The sequence below is a fragment of the Bacteroides sp. RTP21281st1_H5_RTP21281_210402 genome, assembly GCF_040918965.1.
Classification (GTDB): Bacteria; Bacteroidota; Bacteroidia; order Bacteroidales; family Bacteroidaceae; genus Bacteroides; species Bacteroides congonensis.
This window is the reverse complement of sequence record NZ_JBCOWR010000002.1, coordinates 426,729-451,725: the sequence shown is the minus strand read 5'-3', so window position 1 is coordinate 451,725 and position 24,997 is coordinate 426,729. Positions and strand designations below refer to the sequence as shown.

Below are 24,997 nucleotides of genomic sequence, written 5' to 3'. Positions count from 1 at the left end.
AACTTTTTGAGGATTATTTTTGTTTATAACCCCAGAGGTAGTAATTTTATGCCTTCAATTTAACTACTTATCATTATGCAGGATTTCGTTCATTTACATGTCCATACCCAATATTCTCTCTTGGATGGTCAGGCAAGCGTCGCTCGTCTGGTCGATAAAGCAATGAAGAATGGAATGAAGGGTATTGCTGTGACCGACCATGGAAATATGTTCGGTATCAAGGAATTTACGAACTACGTCAATAAAAAGAATAGCGGCCCGAAAGGTGAAATCAAAGACCTGAAGAAGCGGATAGCAGGAATCGAAGCCGGTACGATAGAATGTGAAGATAAAGAAGCGGAGATTGCCGCTTGCAAAGCCGGGATAGTAGAAGCGGAAAACAAACTCTTCAAACCCATCATCGGTTGTGAAATGTATGTGGCGCGCCGCACGATGGATCTGAAAGAAGGAAAACCCGACCAAAGCGGTTATCACCTGATCGTATTGGCAAAGAATGAGAAAGGTTATCATAACCTTATTAAATTAGTATCGCACGCATGGACGCGGGGGTACTATATGCGTCCGCGTACAGACCGTAGCGAACTTGAGAAGTATCATGAAGGACTGATTATCTGTTCGGCTTGTCTTGGTGGTGAAATACCAAAACGGATTACTGCCGGACAATTTGCGGAAGCCGAAGAAGCCATACAGTGGTATAAGAACTTGTTTGGTGACGATTTCTATCTTGAGATGCAACGTCATAAAGCGACTGTTCCCCGTGCCAATCACGAATGTTACCCATTGCAGGTGAATGTGAACAAACACTTGATGGAGTATGCGCAGAAGTTCAACATCAAGCTGATTTGTACGAACGACGTCCATTTCGTGGATGAAGAAAATGCCGAAGCGCACGACCGGCTGATTTGTTTGAGTACCGGCAAGGACTTGGACGATCCAAGTCGTATGCTTTATACCAAGCAGGAGTGGATGAAGACACGTGAAGAGATGAATGAACTCTTTGCAGACGTGCCCGAAGCGCTGAGTAATACATTGGAAATTCTTGACAAAGTAGAATACTATTCCATTGACCATGCTCCCATTATGCCTACTTTCGCTATTCCCGAAGACTTCGGAACGGAAGAAGGATACAGGGCAAAGCTAACGGAGAAAGACTTGTTTGATGAATTTACGCAGGACGAAAATGGAAATGTCGTTTTGAGTGAGGAGGATGCGAAAAATAAAATAAAACGTTTGGGCGGTTATGACAAACTCTATCGTATCAAACTCGAGGGAGACTATCTTGTCAAGTTAGCTTTCGACGGAGCGAAGCGGATATATGGTGAACCGCTGTCCGAAGAAGTCAAGGAACGTCTGAACTTCGAGTTGTACATCATGAAAACGATGGGTTTTCCCGGATACTTCTTGATTGTGCAGGACTTTATCAATGCGGCTCGTACAGAGTTAGGAGTGTCAGTAGGACCGGGGCGTGGTTCGGCTGCCGGTTCGGCAGTGGCCTACTGTCTGGGTATTACGAAAATCGACCCTATCCAGTACGACTTGCTGTTCGAGCGTTTCCTGAATCCTGACCGTATCTCATTGCCCGATATTGATGTGGACTTCGATGATGACGGTCGTGGTGAAGTACTCCGTTGGGTAACTAATAAATATGGACAGGAAAAAGTAGCCCATATCATCACTTATGGTACAATGGCTACGAAACTGGCGATTAAGGACGTTGCCCGTGTACAGAAACTTCCTCTTTCCGAATCAGACCGCCTGGCAAAATTAGTGCCGGATAAGATTCCTGACAAGAAGCTGAACTTGCGCAACGCCATCGAATATGTTCCCGAATTGCAGGCGGCGGAAGTATCGCCGGATCCATTGGTGCGGGATACGCTCAAGTATGCCAAGATGCTCGAGGGTAATGTCCGTGGTACGGGTGTGCACGCCTGTGGTACGATTATCTGTCGTGATGATATTACCGACTGGGTGCCTGTCAGTACTGCCGATGACAAGGAGACGGGTGAAAAGATGCTCGTCACCCAATATGAAGGCTCGGTAATCGAGGATACCGGATTGATTAAGATGGACTTCTTAGGACTGAAAACTTTGTCCATTATCAAGGAAGCCGTCGAAAATATCCGCCTGAGCCGTAGTATCGAAGTAGATGTAGATATGATAGATATCAACGACCCTGCTACCTATAAGTTATACAGTGATGGTCGTACGATTGGTACATTTCAGTTTGAATCTGCCGGTATGCAGAAGTACTTGCGCGAATTGCAGCCTTCTACATTCGAGGATTTGATTGCCATGAATGCCCTCTATCGTCCGGGACCGATGGATTATATTCCTGACTTTATTGACCGTAAGCACGGACGCAAGCCGATTGAGTATGATATTCCGGTCATGGAGAAATATTTGAAAGATACGTATGGTATTACGGTCTATCAGGAACAGGTGATGCTTTTATCACGCTTGTTGGCGGATTTTACCCGTGGTGAATCCGATGCCCTTCGTAAAGCAATGGGTAAGAAGTTGCGTGACAAGCTGGATCATATGAAACCTAAATTCGTCGAGGGCGGCCGAAAGAATGGACACGACCCCAAAGTCCTTGAAAAAATTTGGACGGACTGGGAAAAGTTTGCGTCTTATGCGTTCAATAAATCGCACGCTACCTGTTACTCTTGGGTAGCTTATCAGACAGCTTATCTGAAAGCGAACTATCCTGCTGAATATATGGCGGCTGTCATGAGCCGAAGTTTGTCTAACATTACCGATATCACGAAACTGATGGACGAATGTAAGGCGATGGGTATCCAGACACTCGGACCGGATGTAAATGAGAGTAACTTGAAATTTACCGTCAACCATGACGGTAATATCCGTTTCGGGCTCGGGGCAGTGAAAGGGGTAGGCGAAGCCGCTGTGCAAAGTATTATGGAAGAGCGTGCCAAGAATGGTCCTTTCACCGGAATTTTTGATTTTGTACAACGTGTCAACCTGAATGCCTGCAACAAGAAGAATATGGAATGTCTTGCATTGGCCGGTGGTTTCGATAGTTTCCCGGAACTGAAACGCGAACAATACTTTGCAGTCAATTCCAAAGGGGAAGTCTTCCTTGAAACCTTGATGCGTTATGGTAACCGTTATCAGGCGGATAAGGCGGCTGCGGTCAACTCTCTGTTTGGCGGTGATAACGTAATTGATGTGGCAACTCCTGAAATACCGCAAGGAGTGGAACGTTGGAGTGATCTTGACCGTCTGAACCGTGAACGTGATTTGGTAGGTATCTATTTGTCCGCTCACCCGTTGGATGAATTTTCGATTGTACTGGATCATGTCTGCAACACGCGTATGGCGGATTTGGAAGATAAGGCTGCGCTTGTCGGTCGTGAAATAACGATGGGCGGAATTGTGACCAGTGTCCGTCGTGGAATCAGCAAGAACGGTAACCCTTATGGCATTGCCAAGATAGAGGATTATTCCGGTTCTACCGAAATCCCATTTTGGGGAAATGACTGGGTGACTTATCAAGGGTATCTCAACGAAGGAACTTTCCTGTATATCAAAGCCCGTTGCCAGGCAAAACAATGGCGGCAGGATGAACTGGAAGTGAAAATTACTTCTATGGAACTTCTTCCGGACGTAAAGGATGAACTCGTGCAGAAAATAACGATCATGATACCTCTGTCGGTATTAAACTCCGCTTTAATCAAGGAGCTTGCGTCGCTGACCAAAGAGCATCCGGGCAATACGGAACTCTATTTCAAGGTGACGGACGATGTCGATGTGAATCGTGTGTCGGTCGATTTGATTTCCCGTCCGATCAAGCTTTCGGTAGGCCGTGAATTAATTACTTATTTAAAAGACCGTCCCGAACTTGGATTCCATATAAATTGATTATATTTGTGGCGTAAATGCCTCGTGAAATAATTTTTAATAATTAATACTTAATACTTAAAGAAAATGGCTTTAGAAATTACAGACAGCAACTATAAGGAAATCCTTGCAGAAGGCAAGCCGGTTGTTGTAGATTTTTGGGCTCCCTGGTGTGGCCCTTGTAAAATGGTGGCTCCTATTATTGAAGAATTGGCTACGGAGTTTGAAGGACAGGTTATTATCGGTAAATGTGATGTGGACGAAAACAGTGATTTGCCTGCAGAATATGGTATCCGTAACATTCCTACCGTACTGTTTTTCAAAAATGGTGAAATTGTAGACAAGCAGGTAGGTGCCGTAGGCAAACCTGTATTTGTAGAAAAAGTGAAGAAACTGCTCTAAGCGGTAATACTTGAAACTTATCACTTAATACTTAAATAATCATGGGACTGGAAGAAGATTTTTTTATAGCAGATGCTGACGACGAAAAGACTGTTGAGTTTATTAAGAGCTATCTGCCTCAGGAACTGAAAGAGAAATTCGTGGACGACGAGTTGTACTACTTCATCGACTTGATCGACGAATATTATGCTGAAAGTGGTGTTCTCGATTCTAATCCCGATGCTGACGGTTATGTTGTTATTGATCTGGAAGCGATTGTGGATTACATTGTGAAAGAAGCTAAGAGTGACGGACAAGGAGAATACGATCCTGAGGAGATTCTTTTCGTGGTTCAGGGAGAGATGGAATACGGAAACTCTCTGGGGCAGGTGGATTAGACAGGAGCCAGTCTCACTAGTATAACAAACGGATGAAAGCTCGGAAGATGCAAATTTTCCGGGCTTTCATCCGTTTGTTACACTTCCCAGCATTTATAACCTTTATTCCCGCATATATATACGACGTAGGTTCTGACCTTATAATTCGGAAATTTCCTTTTTGTGTCCGCTGCATATCCTTTTACCTGCTCCACGTGTTGCGGAAGCGGTTCGGTGAGTGCCAGCATCTTTTCGGCATCTTTATTGTGATAGTACTTGAACTCTACTACACGGTCGTCTGTGTAATAATCTGTGCCGGGGATGCCTGTCATTTCAAAGTCTGACCGGCCTGCAGCATTGTTCTGTTCGATAGCGAATGTGTAGCAACTGCTTAGGTAGCGGGAGATAAGTTCATAGAAGGAGCATCGGATAAAGTTCTCGTTTATTTTATCAAATACCTGTGCGGGGAATTGTCCCAGATATTGTTCAAAATAGTTTTCTATCAATGGTTCAAGGCGGCGGTCACTGTCATAGCGTTCATAAACCGGCACATATCGTTGGGCATTTCCCTCAATATGGTTGATTTGATTGTAGTAATCCATATAAACACTGCGCATAGTCATGTTGGGAAGTACCATACGGTAACTGTTTTTCAGTGTTGTCATGCCTAAATAAAACAAACTGATAGGGTAGAATTCTTTATTGAAGAATTTCTTTTTATTGAACTTGCTCGAAAGGTCGGCAACGTTATAAGACAGTTCATCATCAATCACCAGTGCGTCCAGCATGGTCTTTGCGTTATCCAGTGAGAGTGTGAGCCGACGTATCCAGTTAATATCTGTGCGCAGGTTCTCATCGACCAGTTCATCGGGGATGCTACCGGCATTAACAGCAAATTTCTTGAAGAAATAAGTCAGAATGGTAGAATTGAAAAGACGTTCTCCGTTGGGACGGAACCGGTAACCGTCATAGTTGTTCACAATCAGTTGCCAGATTTCATCAAAACGGTCTTGCCCGGATGCATATTTGTCGAGGACGTAGCGCAAATAGGTTTCTGTTTCCTGATAGGTAAAGCCCAGCATATTCAGGAAGGTAGGCTCCAAAGTCAGTATTTCGGCAATGTTGTATCCGCTGGTCAAATCGTCCATGGTGACCGGCAATACACCTGTGCAGAAACAAGTACGAATGCTTCCTTCTCCTATACCTTTCTTTATCACTTTGAAGAAAGTACGCAGGAAACTGTCATTAGTGGTTACTTCTTCATAAAGCGGATCGTTGTACGCAGTGAGCAGTTGGTTGGTGAAGTTGTCATATTCGTCAATCAGGATATAGACTTTAGGCAGTTCATGAGAACGGGCATACATCAGGACTTCTTCGAGCATTTTCGAAGCGTCTCCTTTATTTGTAAATTGGAAATTTCCGAATAGGTCACGATTATGTTCTACCATTACTTCTACAGGAGCGCAATTCAAATCATTGAAGTTCTGGGCTAAGTTCTGCATATTGTTTGCCATAACCATTGCCGAGAAGTCGTAGCGGATAATCATGTAGCGATTATGCTCGGGCGTGGGGTGGCTGCCAATCCATGTACCGGCGAATAACTCCTCGAAACGGTGTGCCTTCGTACGGTCGTAATAGCAGGCTAAGGTTGATATTAACAAACTCTTCCCGAAACGGCGGGGACGTATAAATATCGGAGCGTTATAATTTTCAAGGTTCTCAATATAGTTAGTTTTATCGACATAATAGAAATCTTGTTCACGCATTTCTACAAAGTCGGCTATTCCATAAGGAATGGTTATTCTAGTCATATTCGTTCTGCTTTTATTCTATACGAACAAAGGTAAGGATAAAAAACGAATTATATTTCTTCCAGTGCATAATATTGGTAATCCCTCAGCACTGTCTGAAGAAACTTCTCCTGATTGCCCTCTCGCGGAGTGATAGAAAGGAGTGATTGTACTTTCTTTGCGAGTGCCGTAATTCGGCGTGCCCGGTCTTTCTCACCTGATTCCAAAGTCCGGGTAATCACATTTACTTGTTCCAGTGATAAATCCGCAGATTGCGGATAGACCGGATGATAATTTTTAGTCAGGTAATCGAATTCGTCAAGACTGACGTGTATCTTGCGATAGTTCTTTTCTTTAATCACCATAGTGCCCGCGGCAAGATCACCCAGTCGTTGATTATTTTTGGTAAGCAGGACAACAAAAATTCCTAAACCACTTGTCAATGGCCCGTCAATAATGAAAAGGAGCCAGCGTAGCAGATAAGAACTGACGGTAGGAGTAGAGCCGTCTACCTTGACAACACGAATATTCATTAACTTCTTACCGAAGCTCTGTCCATGATTGAATGTCTCGCAAAGAAAAGAATAGCCAAGTATCGGTAAATAGATGATACACAGGAAAAAGAATGTTTTGAATCCCGATGATAACCGAAGCTCCATTAAAAGGGCAATTGTAGAATATACATAAACCACGATCAGGAAATAATCGATGACTAATGCCAGAAATCGCTCGCCGATACTGGCGGGTGTCTGGCTGATACGGACGAATTGTCCGGTGATTATCGTAGATTCTGCCATTTATGGTTAAACATTTTTAGGATTCCGTTGCAAATATAATCTAATTCTCTTACTTTTGCTTCTGCTTTCGGACAAAACTTATCCGAAAACGCTTGAAAAGCATGAAAGAAGTTACGTTTATCCGTCGGAACATTGAAAAATGGAAAGAGACTGAAAAGGTAGTGGAACGGGCGGGAAGCCTGTCCCCCGACCAACTTGCCGACGTCTATACGGATCTGACTGCTGACCTGGCATTTGCCCAGACACACTTCCCGGCATCCCGCATTACGATTTATTTGAATAACCTGGCTTCAGCATTGCACAACGAAATCTATCGGAACAAGCGCGAGAAGTGGGGGCGAATTATTACCTTCTGGACACGGGAAGTTCCGCAAACAATGTATGACGCACGCCGTGAACTGATGACTTCCTTTCTTATTTTTATAGCCAGTGTCTTGATTGGCGTTTTATCTGCCGCGAATGATCCTGATTTTGTCCGTTTGATTTTGGGAAACGGCTATGTGGATATGACGTTGGAGAATATTGCCAATGGGGAACCGATGGCGGTATATGGCGGCTCTTCAGAAGTTCCTATGTTTTTGGGAATTACGCTCAATAATGTGATGGTGTCTTTCAACTGTTTTGTAATGGGACTGTTTACCAGTTTCGGTACAGGATATATGCTTCTGTCCAATGGAATTATGGTGGGAGCTTTTCAGACCTTCTTTCATCAACACGATTTGCTTTGGGAATCCAGCCTTGCTATCTGGCTGCACGGAACGCTTGAGATTTGGGCGATTATCGTAGCCGGTGCTGCCGGATTGGCCTTAGGCAACGGATGGCTGTTTCCTGGAACTTATTCAAGACTGGAATCTTTCCGGAGAGGGGCGAAGCGGGGACTGAAAATCGTTATCGGTACTGTCCCTGTATTTATCATGGCAGGTTTTATCGAAGGCTTCATCACCCGTCACACCGAACTTCCTGATATGTTGAGGCTGGGTGTGATCCTCACTTCTTTAGCATTTATCATTTTCTACTATATTTATTTACCAAATAGAAAAAAACATGGAATCACAGAAACCTAAGATTGCAATGTACGTAAAACGCCCCTTTGGCGAAAAGTTGAACGCTTCTTTTGACTTTATAAAAGAGAATTGGAAACAGTTGTTCAAGTATTCAACGTATCTGATGCTCCCTATCTGCTTGATTCAAGCTGCCAATTTCAGCGGGTTGATGGGAAGTATGATAGATATGAGCGCCATGCAGTCAGCAGGAAGAGTGGGCGACAATCCTTTCGCTATGCTGGGACCTGCATTTGCATTGAATTATGCGGGAGTAATCTTCTTTTCATGTTTGGGTGCTTTATTGTTGACCTCCTTGATTTATGCAATGGTTCGATTGTATAATGAGCGTGAAGAACGATTGAACGGCATTGCATTCAGTGACATAAAGCCGTTGTTGCTTCACAATGTCAAGAGATTGTTTATCATGGGGGTAGTTATCAGTTTCTTATTCCTGTTTGTCATTGTTGTCATGGTGCTGTTGGCTGTGTTGACTCCTTTTACGCTACTGCTCACTTTCCCGTTGTTGTTTGCATTCATGATACCTTTAGCTCTGATGGCCCCTATCTATTTGTTTGAGGATATTTCATTGGGCGAGGCATTCAAGAAAACATTCCGGTTGGGATTTGCCACTTGGGGGGGAGTCTTTTTGATTTTGATTGTGATGGGAATCATTGCCAGTGTGCTACAAGGAATTGTTTCTATTCCGTGGTACGTTATCTATATTGTGAAAATGATTTTTGCCATGAGTGACGGTGGCGAAGTTACTTCATCCGTCGGACTGAACTTTGCGCAATATCTGTTCTCTATTCTGATGTTGTATGGTTCTTATCTATCAGCCATATTCAGCATTGTCGGACTGGTTTATCAGTATGGCCATGCATCCGAAGTAGTAGACAGCATCACAGTAGAAAGCGATATTGACAATTTCGATAAACTCTGAAACAACTCCCGAAGAGATGAATATCACTTCCCCGGCTGATACATTGGTCTGTGATACGGCGCAGATTGCCCTTTGGCAGTCTGATCCGGCATACAACTATAACCGTGAGCTGATTACTCCCGAACTTAACCTGTTCGAGTGGATCAGTAAACAGTTCGGGGAATTTATGCGCAAAATATTCGGCAGCCGTTTTGCTGAAGAATATTCAGGGCTTATCCTGATATGTATTGCTATTATTATCCTGCTCCTGATTATTTGGTTCGTCTATAGAAAACGTCCCGAACTGTTCATGCGTTCACGTAAGAACGCATTGCCTTATACAGTAGGGGAAGATACGATTTATGGCGTAGATTTTCCGGGAGGGATTACCGATGCGCTTTCCCGTCAGGACTACCGCGAAGCGGTGCGTTTACTTTACTTGCAGACATTGAAACAGCTAAGTGATGCGGAATGTATCGACTGGCAACCTTACAAAACGCCTACACAATATCTTACTGAAGTCCGGCTACCGGCTTTCCGTCAGCTTACCAATCATTTCTTAAGGGTGCGTTACGGAAATTTTGAGGCAACGGAAGAACTTTTCCGCACCATGCAGACCTTGCAGGAAGAAATAAGGAAAGGAGGCGTCTCATGAAAGCGAGTCGCTGGTTTATCGTCTTTATTGTAGCTTTCCTGCTGATAATGTTTGCGATAGAGTATAGTCTGCCGAAGAAGTTTGTGTGGACACCTACTTTCAGCCACTATGACGAGCAACCTCTCGGTTGTGCGTTGTTCGACAGTCTGCTGTCTTCTTCTTTGCCGCATGGCTATTCCCTGTCCAAGGAAACCTTCTATCAGATGGAGGAAGATACGGTAGACAAGATGGGGATACTGGTGATTGCCAATAGCTTGTCTATGGTGAAAGCGGATGTAAATGCTTTATTGAAAATGGCGGAACGGGGGAATAAGATAATGTTGGTAAGTAATAACTATCCTAAATTACTGGAAGATACGTTGGGATTTTATTGTACATATTCTCATTTTAATGCGGCTGCTTTCAGGAAATACGCTTCTTCCATTTTCAGGAAAGACAGTATTTATTGGGTTGCCGATTCTGTTTATTCCCGTCAGCTATACCGTTGTTATCCGCAATTTTGTAATTCCAGTTTCAGGCGTTATGATTCGAAGGTGATACGGAAGTTGGCAGAAAAAGATATGACGGATGCTATCGGTGATGCGTTGGCTGATTCTGATTCGGTAAAAGTGTACAGTAATTATCATCCGTTGCTGGCTATGGCACGTCCGTGGGGTGAGGGAGAAATTATACTTGTATCTACTCCGTTGTTGTTTACGAACTATGGAGTATTGGACGGAAATAATGCGAATTATATATTCCGCCTGCTATCGCAGATGGGAGAACTTCCTATTGTCCGTAGTGAAGGATATATGAAGGCGACGGCACAGGTGCAACAGTCACCTTTGCGCTATCTGCTTGCGCACCAGCCGCTTCGCTGGGCTTTGTATCTGACGATGATTACCATCCTGCTCTTTATGATATTCACCGCGAAGAGACGGCAGCGGGCTATTCCTGTTGTCCGTGAACCGGCCAACAAATCGCTTGAATTTACAGAATTGATAGGTACTCTTTATTTTCAGAAGAAAGACCATGTTGACTTGGTTCGCAAGAAGTTTGCTTATTTGGCAGAAGAGTTGCGGAGGGAAATTCAGGTGGATATAGAGGAAGTGGCGGATGACAAACGCTCTTTCGAGCGGATTGCCCGGAAGACGGGGATGGATGCCGGAGAGATTGCGGAATTTGTCCATGAAGTCAGGCCGGTACTTTACGGTGGACGTGTCATTGATTCGGAGCAGATGAAAGTGTTTATTGATAAAATGAATGAAATAATCAATCATATCTAAAGAAGAAATTTATGGAAGAGAATACAGAACAGCGAGTGGATTTAACTCTCTTTTCCGAGAAGATACAGGAGTTGAAAGACAGGATTGCTTCCGTCATTGTCGGGCAGGAACAGACGGTGGATTTGGTGCTGACGGCAATTCTGGCTAACGGTCATGTACTGATAGAAGGAGTGCCGGGAGTTGCAAAGACACTGTTGGCACGTTTGACTGCCCGCCTGATTGATGCTGACTTCAGCCGTATCCAGTTTACACCGGACTTGATGCCAAGTGATGTATTGGGCACAACGGTATTCAACATGAAAACCAACGGCTTTGATTTCCATCAGGGGCCGATTTTTGCGGATATCGTATTGGTTGACGAAATCAACCGTGCCCCTGCCAAGACGCAGTCGGCTCTGTTTGAAGTAATGGAAGAACGTCAGATCAGTATCGACGGAACTACGCACCAGATGGGCGAACTATATACGATTCTTGCCACACAGAATCCTGTGGAGCAGGAAGGAACGTACAAACTTCCCGAAGCGCAACTCGACCGTTTCCTGATGAAGATTACGATGGATTATCCTTCCCTTGAAGAGGAAGTGAATATCCTTGAGCGTCATCATACCAATGCTGCATTGGTGAAACTGGACAACATCACGCCTTCCATCACAAAAGAAGAACTTCTGTCGCTCCGTGCTTTTATGAATCAGGTATTCGTAGACCGTACGCTGCTTCAATACATCGCCTTGATTGTGCAACAGACGCGTACCAGCAAAGCGGTATACTTGGGAGCTTCTCCACGTGCATCCGTAGCCATGCTGCAATCTTCGAAAGCATACGCTCTCTTGCAGGGACGGGACTTCGTAACGCCGGAAGATATTAAGTTTGTAGCTCCTTACGTGCTTCAGCACCGTCTTATCCTGACTGCGGAAGCGGAAATGGAAGGTTATTCTCCTGTGAAAGTGACGCAGAGATTGATTGATAAAGTCGAAGTCCCGAAATAATGGATAGTCGATTATTACCTAAATACGCTCTTTAGTTTTTAATCTTTAATATCTGATTGATAAATTGTACTTAACCCGTCGTTTCTATATTGCCCTCGTCGTAATTATCCTCTTGTTGGGTAGTGGATACGTCTTTGCCCCGCTTTTTGTCATCGGGCAATGGGTGCTTTTTGCCTTTTTCCTGACTGTGTTGGCGGATGGTTATCTGCTTTATAGTGTTCGTGGAATTCAGGCATTCCGTCACTGTGCCGACCGTTTCTCCAATGGAGACGAGAACGAAGTGAGCATTCGGGTGGAGAGCAGTTATCCGCGTCCTGTTTCTTTGGAAATCATTGATGAAATACCTTTTATATTTCAAAAACGAGATATTGACTTCCGTGTAGAACTCCGGGCAAACGAAGGAAAGACAGTCAGTTACCGGCTTCGGCCTACTCGCCGGGGTGTTTATCCTTTCGGGCATATCCGGATTTTTGTAACCGGACGGATAGGTTTGGTTTCCCGTCGGTACACTTGCGGCGAACCGATGGATATAAAAGTATATCCGTCTTATCTGATGCTTCATCAGTATGAATTGCTGGCTATCAGTGATAATCTTACCGAACTGGGAATAAAGCGTATTCGCCGGATAGGTCATCATACCGAATTCGAGCAGATAAAGGAATATGTGAAAGGCGATGATTACCGTACGATAAACTGGAAAGCGAGTGCCCGCCGGCATGAACTTATGGTGAATGTTTATCAGGATGAACGTTCACAGCAGATTTATAATGTGATAGACAAGGGTAGAGTGATGCAGCAGGCTTTTCGTGGAATGACTTTACTGGATTATGCGATAAACGCTTCGTTGGTACTTTCGTATGTGGCAATGCGGAAAGAGGATAAAGCGGGATTGGTGACTTTTGACGGGCATTTCGATACGTTTGTTCCTGCTTCCAGGCAACCGGGGCATATGCAGACATTACTTGAAAAACTTTACAGCCAGAAGACAACTTTCGGGGAAACGGATTTCTCGGCTCTTTGTGTTCATATGAACAAGCATGTCAGTAAGCGAAGCCTGTTGGTGTTATATACGAATTTTTCCGGTATATCCAGTATGAACAGACAGTTGGCTTATTTGAAACAACTGAACCGCCAACATCGTCTGCTCGTTGTCTTTTTCGAAGATGCCGAATTGAAGGAATACATTGCCACTCCTGCCAAAGATACGGAAGGCTATTACCGCCATGTGATTGCAGAAAAGTTCGCTTATGAAAAACGGCTGGTTGTCTCTACCTTGAAGCAGAATGGTATCTATTCCTTATTGACTACACCGGAGAATCTTTCGATTGATGTGATTAATAAGTATTTGGAGATGAAAGCACGGCAGTTGCTTTAGACATAAGAACAAAAGAGCATATTTTTGTAATCTTTTGCGCTTTTGTTCTTTTGTCTGAAAAAAAAGTAGCGTCAAAGAGTGATGGCTTTTCGAGTCTCTATAAAAAAGAATACAGCCATGCCAATGATGATAATCCCCAATATGCCATAAAAGAGTCGTGCGCGGTTTCGTCCTACGTTACGGATAATGGTCTGTGCATTGCGCGTTGTGAAGAACCAGTCCCAGTTGAGCAACGACGCCAGCAGGGAGACGGTTCCTGCCAGCGCAAAGATTCCTTGTACGATATATTGTCCGGTCATAGTCTGATAACTCTGCTTCCGTCTTCCAATTCTTCAATCGTCACTTTCACAGCGTCACCCGGCAGCAGTTCTTCTACAAGCTCCGGCCATTCGATGAAGCAAAGAGCGCCGCTGTAGAAATAATCTTCGTATCCCATGTCGTACACTTCGCTTAGTTTTTTGATACGGTAAAAGTCGAAGTGATAAATCAATTCCCCTGTCTCGTCCGAACGATATTCGTTGACGATGGCAAAGGTGGGGGAGCTGATAACGTCTTCCACGCCCAATTCTTCGCAGAGTGCTTTGACAAATGTCGTTTTGCCGGCACCCATCTTTCCGTATAAAGCAAATACAGTGTTGTCGCCCATAGCAGCGATGAATTCGCGGGCTGCTTCATGGATACTTTCCAGTGATTGAATTTTGATTTCCATATACTAATCTATTATAATGACTATTTCCTGCAACAACTCTTTCCTATTTTACAAACAGCATAAATCAGGATTGAGAAAAATATAATGGAAGCTCCCGAAGGGACTTTCCAATGATAAGAAATGAACAGTCCGCCCAGGCATCCCAAGAAGCCGATACCGATGGACAGCCAGATTATTTTTTTGAAACTATAAGTGAATAAGTTGGCAGTCATCTGCGGAATGGTGAGAAGGGAGATGGCCAGCACGATACCTACCATACGCAGACAGGCAACAATCGTCAGTGCGATAAACATCATCAGCACATATTCAAATATCTCTACCGGAATCTTCTGTGAACGCGCAAACTCACGGTCGAAAGCGATATATACAATAGGTCGGATAAACAGGTAAAAGAATCCTGTCAGTATCAGCGCCAGTATGCCGAGCATCCATAAGTCAGCCTGATTGATAGTCAGGATATTCCCGAAAAGATAGGCGGAGAGGTCGGGAGCGAATCCCGGCGACAGAAAGCTGAACATGATTCCTAATGCCATTCCCAACGTCCAGAATACGGCAATAGCGGAATCTTCGCGCATATCTTTCCGCCTGCTAAGCCATTCAACGCCAAAAGCGGATAATACGGAAAAGACAGCAGCGGAAAGTATCGGGGAAATTCCCGCAAACAACCCTAATCCTATCCCCCCAAAAGAAGCATGGGTAATTCCGCCACTGATAAATACCAGGCGGCGGGTGACGATGTATGTACCTATAATCCCGCAGGCAATGCTTGCCAGCAGACTCCCTAACAGGGCATGTTGAAAGAATGTATATTGTAGTAGATCCACTGATTTAATTTACTAATTATAAGTTCTGAATTACGACTCTGATAAACAAGGTCTGTGTTTGTCAGTCTTCTTTCTTCTCTACGATTCTTCTTTCTCCGATGATCAGGAACACTTCATCTTTAAGCTCGTCCGGCAATTCGATGCCACGAAGTTGTAGGCTGCGCACCCATCCGGCCACTTCATCATCTCTGGTGGTATACAGTACATCCCGAAACAGTTCTGTTTCTTCTTCCGTGTACGCATTCCCTTCGCGACCCATGAACTGATCCAGTTCTTCATCATCATAATATTCTATCTTCTTGCTGACAGCAGCCAACAGGCTGTCTTTTTCGCACACTTCATGTTGTCCGCAGCATTCGGTATCCACTTCCTTCACTTCCGGCATGCGATCCAGTTCGCCTCTCTCTATTTTCTTTTGCAGTCTCTTGTTGCGGATGATTCCGGCTATCAGTGCGATAACACCCAGCAATACCAGACCTATAATGAGTATCCACATAATCGTACTAAATCAAATTTCTGCAAAGTTACTTATAAATTTGCATTCTATCGGTGTATGATATCTATTTCTTTTCTTACTTTTGTGTGTTGCTAACTTAAATATAAAGCCATGAAATTTAATAAATTGCTCTCCGGTCTGGTAGGAATATGCTTATTTTTCGGATTCACATCTTGTGTGGAAGATAAAAGAATCTTTGGAGATGATATTGAAATTCCTGAATTGACGGACGATAATACGGTTCAGTTTACAGTAGAGGTTGCCAGTGACTGGAAGCAGATAGAAGTGATTGCCGGCGGTGGAAGAATGGCTATTGAATGGGGAGACGGGCGTCTGCAAAAGATAGAAGACCCGGGAACGACCGGACCTATAAATTATAAATATGGAAACAAGAAAATTTATCAGGTGAGGATATGGGCGGAAGAGTTAGACTTCCTTAGTATAAGCGGTCTACTTCTTCCTGCAACAAATCTCCGTATGGGATATTTGCCTGGAATAAGAAGTTTGAATCTAAATAGTTTTTCGGGCACTACGGAGCTTGACCTGAGCGGTTGTTGCCCTAATGTGGAAGATATAAATATCGGCAACTGGTCTGATTTGGAACGTCTTGATATAACCCAGTGTAAACAATTGGAAAGAGCGGACATCTATACAAATCCCCGGTTGACTTCCTTGAATATACTAAACCTGCCAAAACTGAAGGACTTGAATTGTGCCGGAAACGGGTTGACCACTCTTTCTTTGAAAGGAACGCCTGCGTTGCGGACTTTATATTGTAATAACAACCCTCTGACTGCCATTGACTTGGAAGAGGATATGGCTATTTCCGGGTTATTTATACAAAACTGCGCTTTTAGTTCATTAGACTTTTTAGATAGATTACCTGTGCTCTCGGAATTTAGCTGTCGCTCTAATAAACTGACAACGTTAGATTTATCAAATCATCGGTCGATTCGTTTTCTGGATTGTAGTTTCAACAGGAATCTGAACCACTTATCAATCCCTGCAAATAATTTGGTACAAATACTACGTTGTCATTCTTGTAACCTGAAAGCAAATACATTAAATGAAATATTTGATGCACTAGTTTCCCTTCCCAAACCATCCACCCCTGAACACGGAAAGGATTATCGAATATCTTTCTATGATAATTCAGGAGAGAAGGGCTGCGATATGAGCATACTTGAAAGTAAAAACTGGTATATAGACACGAATAAAAACTGATTGTTAACATGAACTCAAATCTAATGAAAAGAAGATTTTATTTACTTATTTCTTTTTTATTGGGCGGAACGATATTTGTCTCTGCCCAGTCTCCCGTGGACAAAGGCCTGAATACTATCAACCGCTCTTCTGCCGAATCCACTATCGGCTTTCTAGCGGCAGACGAACTTCAAGGGCGTGAAGCGGGATTTCATGGTTCGTATGTATCCTCGGAATACATTGCTTCTTTATTGCAATGGATGGGCGTACAACCTTTGGCCGACAGTTATTTTCAACCTTTTGATGCCTATCGCAAAGAGCGTCAGAAGAAAGGACGCCTGGAAGTCCATCCTGATTCTATTGCCAAACTAAAGCAGGAAGTGCACCAAAAGCTCTCCATGAGGAATGTATTAGGTATGGTTCCCGGTAAAAATAACAAGGAATATGTGATTGTAGGCGCGCATTTCGACCACTTAGGGATAGACCCTGCACTCGATGGTGACCAAATTTATAATGGCGCCGATGATAATGCATCCGGTGTATCGGCTGTGTTGCAAATAGCCCGTGCTTTTGTAGCTAGCGGACAGCAACCGGAAAGAAATGTCATCTTCGCTTTTTGGGATGGAGAAGAAAAAGGACTGTTAGGCTCGAAATACTTTGTGCAGACTTGTCCTTTTCTGTCTCAAATCAAGGGTTATCTGAACTTTGATATGATTGGCCGTAATAACAAACCCGAACACCCCCGTCATGTAGTCTATTTTTATACGGCTGCTCATCCTGCTTTCGGTGATTGGCTGAAAGAAGATATTATGAAATACGGTTTGCAGTTAGAACCGGACTATCGTGCGTGGGATAATCCGATAGGCGGCAGTGATAACGGGACATTTGCCAAGGTGGGTATTCCTATCATATGGTATCATACGGATGGACATCCCGATTATCATCAACCATCCGATCACGCCGACCGGTTGAACTGGGATAAAATTGTGGAAATCACCAAGGCATCTTTCCTGAATATGTGGAAAATGGCGAATGAAAAGTCATTTTAAAAGTCTGTCATCCGGAGCGTAGTGAAGAACTCCTTTTTATTTGTTCAGGAGTGGGGATTCTTCGCTACGCTCTGAATGACAGACAGTTCAGATAAAGGCTGATCATATAATGGTAAGGTCGATTTATTTATGAAATCAATGAGTGTAGCCTTTATCTTTTTTATTGCTATTCTACTGGTTGTGCACCAGTATCTCCCTCAATTTTCCAACCGGGATTCTGATAAACCACTGAGCTTGTAAAGTCATTTTTATCCGAAGCTGTCTGGCGGAATACTGCCATACCTATCGGATTCAAATAGTGAGCCGGTGTGAAGAGGAAACCTTTCTGCCCTGCAATCAGATTATTCTTCGTAATCTTCTCATACGGAAGGATATATTTACTTAAATTGGATGAGGACATATTGCCTTCGGCCGGATCTACTTTACATAAGTCTTTCAGTTGCTCTTCATAGTCACTCCCCCAGTATAACATACCTTCCACACGGTAAGGTTTGGATATTAGCTGGTCGCATGCACGCCAGCGCTTCAGGTCTTCCCAACGCAAAGCTTCTGCACAAAGTTCGTTGCGGCGTTCACGGCGAATATTATATAATGTCGCATCTATCAGTTGTCCGTGAGAATAAGCACCGAAATCACCTTTGGCTTCTTCGCTCATTTGTGTCGCGGTAATTGTCTTGTTATAGTCTTCATCCACTTTGGCACGCCGGCGTAAAGCTTTCCAATATCCGTCGGCTGTCGCGTCAATTCTGCCGTTCTTTTCGTAGGAAGCTTCCATGTAGATCAACATGGCTTCCGCGGCACGGAAAACAATACCGCCTGACGTTCCTGCACTGTGGTCATTGGCCATATGACTGGAATAATGTTTGCCTTTCTTGATGATGAAACCTGTTGTCGCCAGACTTCCCTTGTCTCCATAAATGAAGCGGATAGAGCAATAGCTGGGAGTACCGTCATTGCCGTAATAATTCACATCACCCTCATCTTCCGTATTCGCATCACCCGGCTTTTTGGTAAAGATAACAATACGTGAATCCCTGTTTTGCAAGGTGGAGTTGACTCCTTTCTTTTCCCAATTGCGGTCATAACCCGAACCGTCCGCATAGATCGGAAGCCCATTGCGCATCAGGAAAGAGTTGACCATGCCGCGAGTCCATCCGGAACCGCCGCCGTTGCGTTCCAGTTCCATTTGCAGGTTACTTGTCACCAACCCCTCCTTGAATTGTTTCCACATCAGAATTTCATCGTATCCTTCCATATTCTCATCACAGAACATAGTGTAATAAGGGTTGATGGAAGCCAGACTGGCATTCATTCCCTCGGGAGTATCGGTGTTCTCTGCCAGTTTTCCGACAATATAGTCTCCCACTACTTTGGACGATTTCATGGCTTCGTCAAGAAAATAAGCTATTTCTGTGTCAATGTTGAAACCGCTCACGTCTGCGGGATTTCCCGGCCATCCTTTTCCACCGGGTACGAATGCCGTCCCTTTATGGTACTTTTCCCAGGTTGCTTCGAAGAGGGCGACACGCGCGCGTAGCAAATGTGCTACATTTCTGCTGATACGGTTCTTTTTACCGGGGCTATTATCAAGCAATAATTCTGTCGCTTTCTGCAAATCATCCAAAATGAAACGTGCCACCTTATTACGTGGTTGACGTTTGCTGGATTCCACCAAAGTCTCTTCTACGTCGGGCAATGCTGTGGTGATGATGGGCAAATCTCCTAAAGAAACCAGCAATTTATAGTAATTATATGCACGTATCACATACATCTCTCCGATGTAATGTTTTACATTATCCTGATTGCCGGTGATGGTACCCGCTTCGAATTTAGGTAAAGTGTTGTCGAAGAAATAGTTGCAGGCACGTATCTTCTTCCACTCCCAGTCGCCTTCGCCCGACGGAACTTTCTTCTGACCGGGTATCCAGAATGCCGGGGAGTCACCGCTGGCTTGGTTATCAGTATCGTTATCTTTGCCGAAGAAGTTAATGCCATACGCGTCCGTCACAGTTTCGAACGGATAAGCATTGATAGTGTAAGCAGCCAAATCACTTTCGGATGCGAAATATTTTTCGGGAATAACTTTGTCCAGAGGTTCCCTGTCCAGAAAATCATTGCAACCGGTCAGTCCGCTCAACAGCAATGTTCCTATTGTCAAAAGTTTGATATGTTTTTTCATAATCGTCTGTCATTTAAAAAGTTGCACTTAAACCGAATGATACAGTCTTGGATAATGGATAGGTACATCCGTCCCAGTTGCCGATACCGACAGTTTCGGGATCGAATGTGTCAGCCAGATTGGTAATGGTGAATAAGTTTTCTGCCGAAACAAAGAAGCGAAGGTTGTTCACACAGAACTTTTCTGTCAGTGATTTGGGTAATGTATAGCCTAAAGTCACGTTCTTCAGTCGGCAATAAGCTGCATTCTGCAAGTAGCGGGTCTGCGGATTGCGGTTTCTGTCGTTCTCAAGAGGACGAGGATAATAACCGCCCAGATTGGGGCCTAACGGATTGGTCGTATCTGCTCCACGGAAATAGTCCAGATGTTGCTTGAAGAAGTTAGTCTGCCAGTAACCTACTGCTCCCCAGAACATGGTAGAGCCACTTCCCGGCATATAGTCACGTTTCATAGTTCCCTGGAAGAACAGCTTCAGATCGAAGCCTTTCCATGCGGCATCCAGATTCAAGCCAAAGTTATAGCGTGGTGTACTGTTACCGATCTTTTTCAAATCGCCATGGTCTGCAAGGGTCTTGTTTCCTCTGCTTATCTGACCGTCGCCATTCAAGTCGGCATACATGACATCACCGGCTCCCCAACCTGAACCCAGTACGTCTTGTGCACCATTAGGCATACTGGCAAGATGATCTTTCATTTCCTGATCGGTTTTTGCGATGCCGACTGTCTGGAATCCCCATATGTCGCCTACATGAGCACCTGCGTAATATGTATTATTATTGTCCTTATCGAGAATTGTGTTTGACGGGTTGGGATATCTGTCGATGACTACCTGATTGTCCGACAAGGATAAGGTAACTCCATATTTGAAATCACGGATTTGGTCGCGCCAGTTCACCTGTATTTCCCAACCTTTGGAAGTCATGTCGAGGTTATTTACTTTGGGGACATCGATACCCAGTAGGTTGGGGAGTTCGGGCGCAGGGCCTACCATATCTTTGGATTTCCGTTGGAAGTAGTCGAATGTTACATTCAGGCGGTTGTTGAGCATCGACAGGTCGAAACCCAGATCCAGTGTCTGTGTCTTTTCCCAAGTCAGTAAGGAAGATACTAGGGCGGATTCCTTGGAAATGTTCGGTTTTGCACCGTTTACCAGCCAGCCGCCCAATGCGTAATTGCCCCATTGGTCTTTGTTAATGTCGATGGTGCGATAGAACGGATACCAGTTGTCTGTATTCTGGTTACCTAGTTCACCCCACGAGCCTCGTATTTTGAATGTACTGATTAAGTCGGTAAAATCCTCGAAAAATGCTTCACGGGCAATGTTCCATCCAAGAGAGAAGGACGGGAACAGATTCCAGCGGTTGTCCCGGAGGAAACGTGATGTTCCGTCATAACGCATATTGACTTCTGCTAGATAACGTCCTTTATAATCGTAGTTGAGACGCCCGAAAAATCCGGCAGTTGCCCATTCGCTATATCCACCCCTGTTCTGTGCATTCGTCTGGGTAGTGTTTAATGTGGCAACTCCCGACATGATACCATCTTGTGAAGCAGTAATGTCCCGTTGTTTGAACAACTCGCTTTGGAAACCCAGCATCACTTTAAAGTTGTGTCCGCTTTCCAGCGATTTGTTATATTCGGTAAATATATTCGGATTGAAGAAATTGCTCTTATAAGCATATTCCGTAACACTGGAAGTTTGGTTGGCTATTATATAAGGGTCTTTGTTTACATCATATCCATAAACGGTTTGATAATCGGTGTGATTGAAATCATAGTTGGAGCGGTAGTTTAGCTCTACATTGATTTTCCAGTCTTTGATAGGTTCCATGATGAAAGCGAGCTGATGTGCCATTACGTCTTTTTGCGATTTGTAGCGTCCACCTTCTGTTAATTGGTAAATCTTGGATTCAACAGTGTAAAAACCGTTCGGGTCTACTACCGGGATGACAGGCCAATAGCGGCATACGTCGAAATAAAATACATTACTCTTGATATCTCCGCCGGCAAATGAAGGAGCTTCATAGTCTGTGCGGTTGAAACGCATACTATAATTTATCTTTAACCATTTAGTAAGGTCGGCATTGATTTTTGCTGTAAAAGCGTATCGTTGCTTGTTGTCATCACCAAATTTCAACAGACCGCCTTGGTCGAGATAGTTGGCTGAAAGATAATATTGTATCTTATCCGTACCACCGTTCACGCTCAATGAATGTTCGTGAGTGAAACTGTTGCCGAACAATGTTTTCAGCCAGTCGGTGTTGCCGGCAGGCATCACGTCCTTGCGTTGGGGATCATCGAATGAGTTCCATCTTCCTGCATCGGTAGGCCACATATACTGTGTACCTTTTCCTGCCTGGAAATCCAGAATTTGTTGAAGTTTTGTGGCACTGTACATAGGAGTTTGCCCGCCATTGGTCAACTGGTCGTTGATAGCCAGTGCAAAGTTATAGGAATCAGCCATTTCCGGCATATTCAATGGAGATACGAAACGGAAGTTGTTGTTATAGTTGACTACCGTCTTTCCCGATTTACCTTTCTTTGTCGTAATCAGGATAACTCCACCCGGTGCACGGGAACCATAAATGGAAGAAGCAGCCGCATCTTTCAGTACGGAAATATTTTCAATGTCCTGTGGATTGATCGCGTTCATGTCCCCTTCCATGCCGTCAATGAGTACCAATGGTTCTACCTTCGAGCCGGCACCAATCGTACCGACGCCACGAATGTTGAATTTTTTATCCGAACCGAGGGAGCCGCCGCCATCACCGGTAGAGATGTTCATACCCGGAACTACACCTTGCAAGGCTTCGATAGTGGAATTGACGGGACGTGCTGCAATTTCTTTCGCTCCCACAGTGGATACGGCTCCTGTCACATTCACTTTCTTTTGTGTACCGAAGGCGACGACAACGACTTCATCCAACTTTTGGGTATCATCTTTCAAGATGATATTCAATGATTGTCCTGTGAATTTGACTTCCTGGGTTTGATACCCTACGAAAGAGATGACAATAATGTCTCCGGTTTTTACATTGCTTAAAGAGAAATCACCGTCAAGTCCGGTGATTGTACCGTTCGTTGTGCCTTTGACTACAACGGATGCGCCGATAATGGTTTCACCTACTGCGTCTTTTACTACACCTTTGCAAGTAGTACCCTGCTGTACAACGGAAACATTCAAAGTGTTTCCACCAGTTTCCGAATAAACGGTTCCTGCTGACACTGTCAGTAGAAACAACAACATGCTAACTGACTTTAGTTGTTTTAACATAGCATTGAATTTAAAGTTTTTTCCTAGAGTCTGGAGTCACTTTTTAATAAGTTCTTTCAGAACTTATTCCTGACATATAATGCCGGTTCTAAAACTTTAAACTCGGAAATCCACTCCTTTACAACGTTGTATTATCTACTTATTATCTACCGTTTTTGATATTTACCAATCGTCTGTTTTTACTTGATAGAATAATAATATTTAAGGAATGAGATATGTGTTTATAGCAGGATTGAATATAAAAATGCGCATTATTGTGCTTTTAAAAAGAAATAATGCGTCTAAATTTGATATTTTTTCTATAAATGAGCGTGATATATTAAAATATATTATATATTTGTGTTGTTAATTCTAATTCATAAATCATCCTAGTTCTGAAAGAACTTATTCTTCCATCATTAATTTCTGAATCTTAAAATCCGCTCCTATTGCATTATTCTTGTTTGATTGTGAATCGGTCGTCATTATTGGGGCAATATATTTGGGAAGGATTACAGACATGGCTGAAATCCGGTAGATACCTATATTCGTATAAACTATTAAAGCTGAGTTATACACAACTTCAACTATATCTTCTTTAGGGGGAAGAAGAAATAGCTGAAGTTGTGTATTGAACTGGTATTGGTTATTCTTTATCCCAGCCCGGGTTTTGTGTTAAGTTTGGGTTTAATGCGATTTCTTCCAATGGAACTTGATATAAGTAGTATTTCTCCAACCAGCCTTTACCATCCTTGACAGGATCATTGAACAGATAAATATATCCTTCGATCATAGAGCCATTAGCGCCGTCTGAAGTTCCGGTGGTTTCATTCAGTAAAGTAAGCGAGCTCAATTCACTTTTTGAAACCCACATTCCTTTCTGTTGCATATTAACAAACCAGGGAGCTGTTCTCCAACGGCGTACATCGTAGAATCCGAATCCTTCTCCCATTAGCTCAATGATGCGTTCGCGGCGTATTTCCCACAAAACGGGATCTACAAAAATACCACTTGTATTTCCTTTTGGGTAATATTTTCCACGTTTCGGATCGAAGTTTTCATCAATATCCGCTACAGTCATTTCTTTGACTCCTGCCCGTTTACGTAGTTTATTTATCGTTTCGTCGGCGATGGTCTGGTTAAACTCACTAGTTTCGAACATAGCTTCTGCATAATTCAACAAAACTTCTTCAATCTTGAAAATTGGCTTATCCGCTGTGTTTACTTGCGCATTATTATAGTTTTCTTCCCAGTTATCCCAGTTTTTCCATACATAATATCCTGACCGACAGGCAACATATGCATGTGGTCCGTATTGCTTTCCTTCGATGGTGTATTGAGCACCGCCTTGCAGGTTGGGAATACGCCGTACTAATGAAGCACTCCAGTTCTGTCCCGGCAGACGTTTCATCCCCACTCCCGGGTTGCTGCATGATTCGTTAGCTCCCATGATGTCAATGTATTCACGGTCGGCAGGCTCACTGGTGTACGACCATGTAGTATAGTCTCCTTTACCGTCCACTACTTTATAAGGTGGCATGATAGTATGATACATACGTGGGTCTCTATTACGGAATGTGGAATAAATGTCTTTGTCTCCGGCATATAAATCCGAATTGGAAATTGTTTTTCCGTCTTTGCAGAGATACAAGTCTACTGTTCCTTGATGCATTTCTATGTCATGTGAAGAAGTATGTTCATAATAACATGAATGTCCCGGTTTGATTGTTTCCAGCCATTGCTGGTAAAGGATGATTCCCGGAACTGTGCTGAGATTATCCGTAGTCCACATTTCACCATAGCCGGCGGCAGGTTGCCCGTCTGTTCCTGTATAT

The 24,997-nt window shown here is 43.7% G+C and carries 20 protein-coding genes; 11 read left to right on the top strand and 9 right to left on the bottom strand.

The features are described 5' to 3' along the window. Nucleotides 1-75 precede the first annotated feature (75 nt). The 3 genes from dnaE (at nt 76) to AB5443_RS05435 (ending at nt 4,640) form a co-directional block, all read left to right on the top strand. Nucleotides 76-3,882 (top strand): DNA polymerase III subunit alpha, encoded by a 3,807-nt coding sequence (gene dnaE, locus AB5443_RS05445; RefSeq protein WP_368113315.1) that lies wholly within the window; start codon nt 76-78, stop codon nt 3,880-3,882. 66 nt (nt 3,883-3,948) lie between these two features. Then, on the top strand, nt 3,949-4,263 hold the full coding sequence (gene trxA / locus AB5443_RS05440) for a thioredoxin (protein ID WP_022140338.1): 315 nt from the start codon (nt 3,949-3,951) through the stop codon (nt 4,261-4,263). 41 nt (nt 4,264-4,304) lie between these two features. Then, nucleotides 4,305-4,640, top strand: a complete 336-nt coding sequence (locus AB5443_RS05435) for a hypothetical protein (RefSeq protein WP_022140337.1) — start codon at nt 4,305-4,307, stop codon at nt 4,638-4,640. Nucleotides 4,641-4,717: 77 nt separating this feature from the next. Here the strand turns inward: AB5443_RS05435 and AB5443_RS05430 are convergent, their stop codons facing one another. Together AB5443_RS05430 and AB5443_RS05425 are read right to left on the bottom strand one after the other, a co-directional pair. After that, nucleotides 4,718-6,430 (bottom strand): ATP-binding protein, encoded by a 1,713-nt coding sequence (locus AB5443_RS05430; protein ID WP_368113314.1) that lies wholly within the window; start codon nt 6,428-6,430, stop codon nt 4,718-4,720. A 50-nt stretch (nt 6,431-6,480) separates the two neighbouring features. After that, on the bottom strand, nt 6,481-7,206 hold the full coding sequence (locus tag AB5443_RS05425; protein WP_195408582.1) for an RDD family protein: 726 nt from the start codon (nt 7,204-7,206) through the stop codon (nt 6,481-6,483). A gap of 101 nt (nt 7,207-7,307) precedes the next feature. Between AB5443_RS05425 and AB5443_RS05420 the strand changes: the two genes are divergently transcribed. The 6 genes from AB5443_RS05420 to AB5443_RS05395 all read left to right on the top strand — a co-directional run bounded on the left by AB5443_RS05420 (nt 7,308) and on the right by AB5443_RS05395 (nt 13,449). Then, on the top strand, nt 7,308-8,270 hold the full coding sequence (locus AB5443_RS05420; RefSeq protein ID WP_368113313.1) for a stage II sporulation protein M: 963 nt from the start codon (nt 7,308-7,310) through the stop codon (nt 8,268-8,270). Continuing rightward, complete coding sequence (locus AB5443_RS05415; RefSeq protein ID WP_368113312.1) at nt 8,251-9,189, top strand: hypothetical protein; 939 nt, start codon at nt 8,251-8,253, stop codon at nt 9,187-9,189. Before AB5443_RS05420 ends, AB5443_RS05415 begins: the two co-directional genes overlap by 20 nt. 16 nt (nt 9,190-9,205) lie before the next feature. After that, nucleotides 9,206-9,823: a DUF4129 domain-containing protein gene (locus AB5443_RS05410; RefSeq protein ID WP_368113311.1), complete on the top strand. Its 618-nt coding sequence runs from the start codon at nt 9,206-9,208 to the stop codon at nt 9,821-9,823. Next, nucleotides 9,820-11,088 carry a DUF4350 domain-containing protein gene (locus AB5443_RS05405; RefSeq protein ID WP_368113310.1) on the top strand — a complete coding sequence of 423 codons (1,269 nt, stop codon included), beginning with the start codon at nt 9,820-9,822 and terminating at the stop codon, nt 11,086-11,088. Before AB5443_RS05410 ends, AB5443_RS05405 begins: the two co-directional genes overlap by 4 nt. 11 nt (nt 11,089-11,099) lie before the next feature. Beyond that, the gene (locus AB5443_RS05400) at nt 11,100-12,074 is read left to right on the top strand and encodes a MoxR family ATPase (RefSeq protein WP_195408586.1); all 975 of its coding nucleotides are present in this window, start codon (nt 11,100-11,102) and stop codon (nt 12,072-12,074) included. Nucleotides 12,075-12,138: 64 nt separating this feature from the next. Then, nucleotides 12,139-13,449, top strand: coding sequence for a DUF58 domain-containing protein (locus tag AB5443_RS05395; RefSeq protein ID WP_368113309.1), 1,311 nt, complete (start codon nt 12,139-12,141; stop codon nt 13,447-13,449). Between the two features lie 71 nt (nt 13,450-13,520). Here AB5443_RS05395 and AB5443_RS05390 read toward each other — a convergent pair whose 3' ends face one another. The 4 genes from AB5443_RS05390 to AB5443_RS05375 form a co-directional block, all read right to left on the bottom strand. Continuing rightward, nucleotides 13,521-13,748, bottom strand: a complete 228-nt coding sequence (locus tag AB5443_RS05390; RefSeq protein WP_022140328.1) for an immunity 17 family protein — start codon at nt 13,746-13,748, stop codon at nt 13,521-13,523. Beyond that, complete coding sequence (gene tsaE / locus AB5443_RS05385; RefSeq protein WP_022140327.1) at nt 13,745-14,158, bottom strand: tRNA (adenosine(37)-N6)-threonylcarbamoyltransferase complex ATPase subunit type 1 TsaE; 414 nt, start codon at nt 14,156-14,158, stop codon at nt 13,745-13,747. Before tsaE ends, AB5443_RS05390 begins: the two co-directional genes overlap by 4 nt. 20 nt (nt 14,159-14,178) lie before the next feature. Next, entirely contained in the window at nt 14,179-14,982 is an 804-nt protein-coding gene (locus AB5443_RS05380; protein WP_022140326.1) for a metal ABC transporter permease, read from the bottom strand. Between the two features lie 61 nt (nt 14,983-15,043). Continuing rightward, nucleotides 15,044-15,478 (bottom strand): hypothetical protein, encoded by a 435-nt coding sequence (locus AB5443_RS05375; protein WP_022140325.1) that lies wholly within the window; start codon nt 15,476-15,478, stop codon nt 15,044-15,046. 111 nt (nt 15,479-15,589) lie between these two features. On the opposite strand from AB5443_RS05375, the gene AB5443_RS05370 reads away from it, so the two are divergent. Together AB5443_RS05370 and AB5443_RS05365 are read left to right on the top strand one after the other, a co-directional pair. Beyond that, complete coding sequence (locus AB5443_RS05370) at nt 15,590-16,702, top strand: leucine-rich repeat domain-containing protein (RefSeq protein ID WP_044653581.1); 1,113 nt, start codon at nt 15,590-15,592, stop codon at nt 16,700-16,702. 23 nt (nt 16,703-16,725) lie between these two features. Beyond that, complete coding sequence (locus tag AB5443_RS05365) at nt 16,726-17,730, top strand: M20/M25/M40 family metallo-hydrolase (protein WP_044653580.1); 1,005 nt, start codon at nt 16,726-16,728, stop codon at nt 17,728-17,730. Between the two features lie 166 nt (nt 17,731-17,896). Here the strand turns inward: AB5443_RS05365 and AB5443_RS05360 are convergent, their stop codons facing one another. The 3 genes from AB5443_RS05360 to AB5443_RS05350 all read right to left on the bottom strand — a co-directional run. After that, nucleotides 17,897-19,909, bottom strand: coding sequence for a RagB/SusD family nutrient uptake outer membrane protein (locus AB5443_RS05360; protein WP_368113308.1), 2,013 nt, complete (start codon nt 19,907-19,909; stop codon nt 17,897-17,899). A 13-nt stretch (nt 19,910-19,922) separates the two neighbouring features. Then, on the bottom strand, nt 19,923-23,156 hold the full coding sequence (locus tag AB5443_RS05355) for a SusC/RagA family TonB-linked outer membrane protein (RefSeq protein WP_368113372.1): 3,234 nt from the start codon (nt 23,154-23,156) through the stop codon (nt 19,923-19,925). A 652-nt stretch (nt 23,157-23,808) separates the two neighbouring features. Continuing rightward, the coding region (locus AB5443_RS05350) for a RagB/SusD family nutrient uptake outer membrane protein (protein WP_368119596.1) at nt 23,809-24,997 on the bottom strand (1,189 nt) is incomplete at its 5' end.

What these genes read in the sequence shown, in the direction of transcription:
- AB5443_RS05390 (WP_022140328.1), bottom strand. Translation starts at nt 13,748, where the DNA reads ATGACCGGACAATATATCGTACAAGGAATCTTTGCGCTGGCAGGAACC.
- trxA (WP_022140338.1), top strand. Translation starts at nt 3,949, where the DNA reads ATGGCTTTAGAAATTACAGACAGCAACTATAAGGAAATCCTTGCAGAA.
- AB5443_RS05435 (WP_022140337.1), top strand. Translation starts at nt 4,305, where the DNA reads ATGGGACTGGAAGAAGATTTTTTTATAGCAGATGCTGACGACGAAAAG.
- AB5443_RS05405 (WP_368113310.1), top strand. Translation starts at nt 9,820, where the DNA reads ATGAAAGCGAGTCGCTGGTTTATCGTCTTTATTGTAGCTTTCCTGCTG.
- AB5443_RS05365 (WP_044653580.1), top strand. Translation starts at nt 16,726, where the DNA reads ATGAAAAGAAGATTTTATTTACTTATTTCTTTTTTATTGGGCGGAACG.
- AB5443_RS05400 (WP_195408586.1), top strand. Translation starts at nt 11,100, where the DNA reads ATGGAAGAGAATACAGAACAGCGAGTGGATTTAACTCTCTTTTCCGAG.
- AB5443_RS05430 (WP_368113314.1), bottom strand. Translation starts at nt 6,430, where the DNA reads ATGACTAGAATAACCATTCCTTATGGAATAGCCGACTTTGTAGAAATG.
- dnaE (WP_368113315.1), top strand. Translation starts at nt 76, where the DNA reads ATGCAGGATTTCGTTCATTTACATGTCCATACCCAATATTCTCTCTTG.
- AB5443_RS05375 (WP_022140325.1), bottom strand. Translation starts at nt 15,478, where the DNA reads ATGTGGATACTCATTATAGGTCTGGTATTGCTGGGTGTTATCGCACTG.
- AB5443_RS05420 (WP_368113313.1), top strand. Translation starts at nt 7,308, where the DNA reads ATGAAAGAAGTTACGTTTATCCGTCGGAACATTGAAAAATGGAAAGAG.
- AB5443_RS05415 (WP_368113312.1), top strand. Translation starts at nt 8,251, where the DNA reads ATGGAATCACAGAAACCTAAGATTGCAATGTACGTAAAACGCCCCTTT.
- tsaE (WP_022140327.1), bottom strand. Translation starts at nt 14,158, where the DNA reads ATGGAAATCAAAATTCAATCACTGGAAAGTATCCATGAAGCAGCCCGC.
- AB5443_RS05355 (WP_368113372.1), bottom strand. Translation starts at nt 23,156, where the DNA reads ATGTTGTTGTTTCTACTGACAGTGTCAGCAGGAACCGTTTATTCGGAA.
- AB5443_RS05410 (WP_368113311.1), top strand. Translation starts at nt 9,206, where the DNA reads ATGAATATCACTTCCCCGGCTGATACATTGGTCTGTGATACGGCGCAG.
- AB5443_RS05360 (WP_368113308.1), bottom strand. Translation starts at nt 19,909, where the DNA reads ATGAAAAAACATATCAAACTTTTGACAATAGGAACATTGCTGTTGAGC.
- AB5443_RS05370 (WP_044653581.1), top strand. Translation starts at nt 15,590, where the DNA reads ATGAAATTTAATAAATTGCTCTCCGGTCTGGTAGGAATATGCTTATTT.
- AB5443_RS05425 (WP_195408582.1), bottom strand. Translation starts at nt 7,206, where the DNA reads ATGGCAGAATCTACGATAATCACCGGACAATTCGTCCGTATCAGCCAG.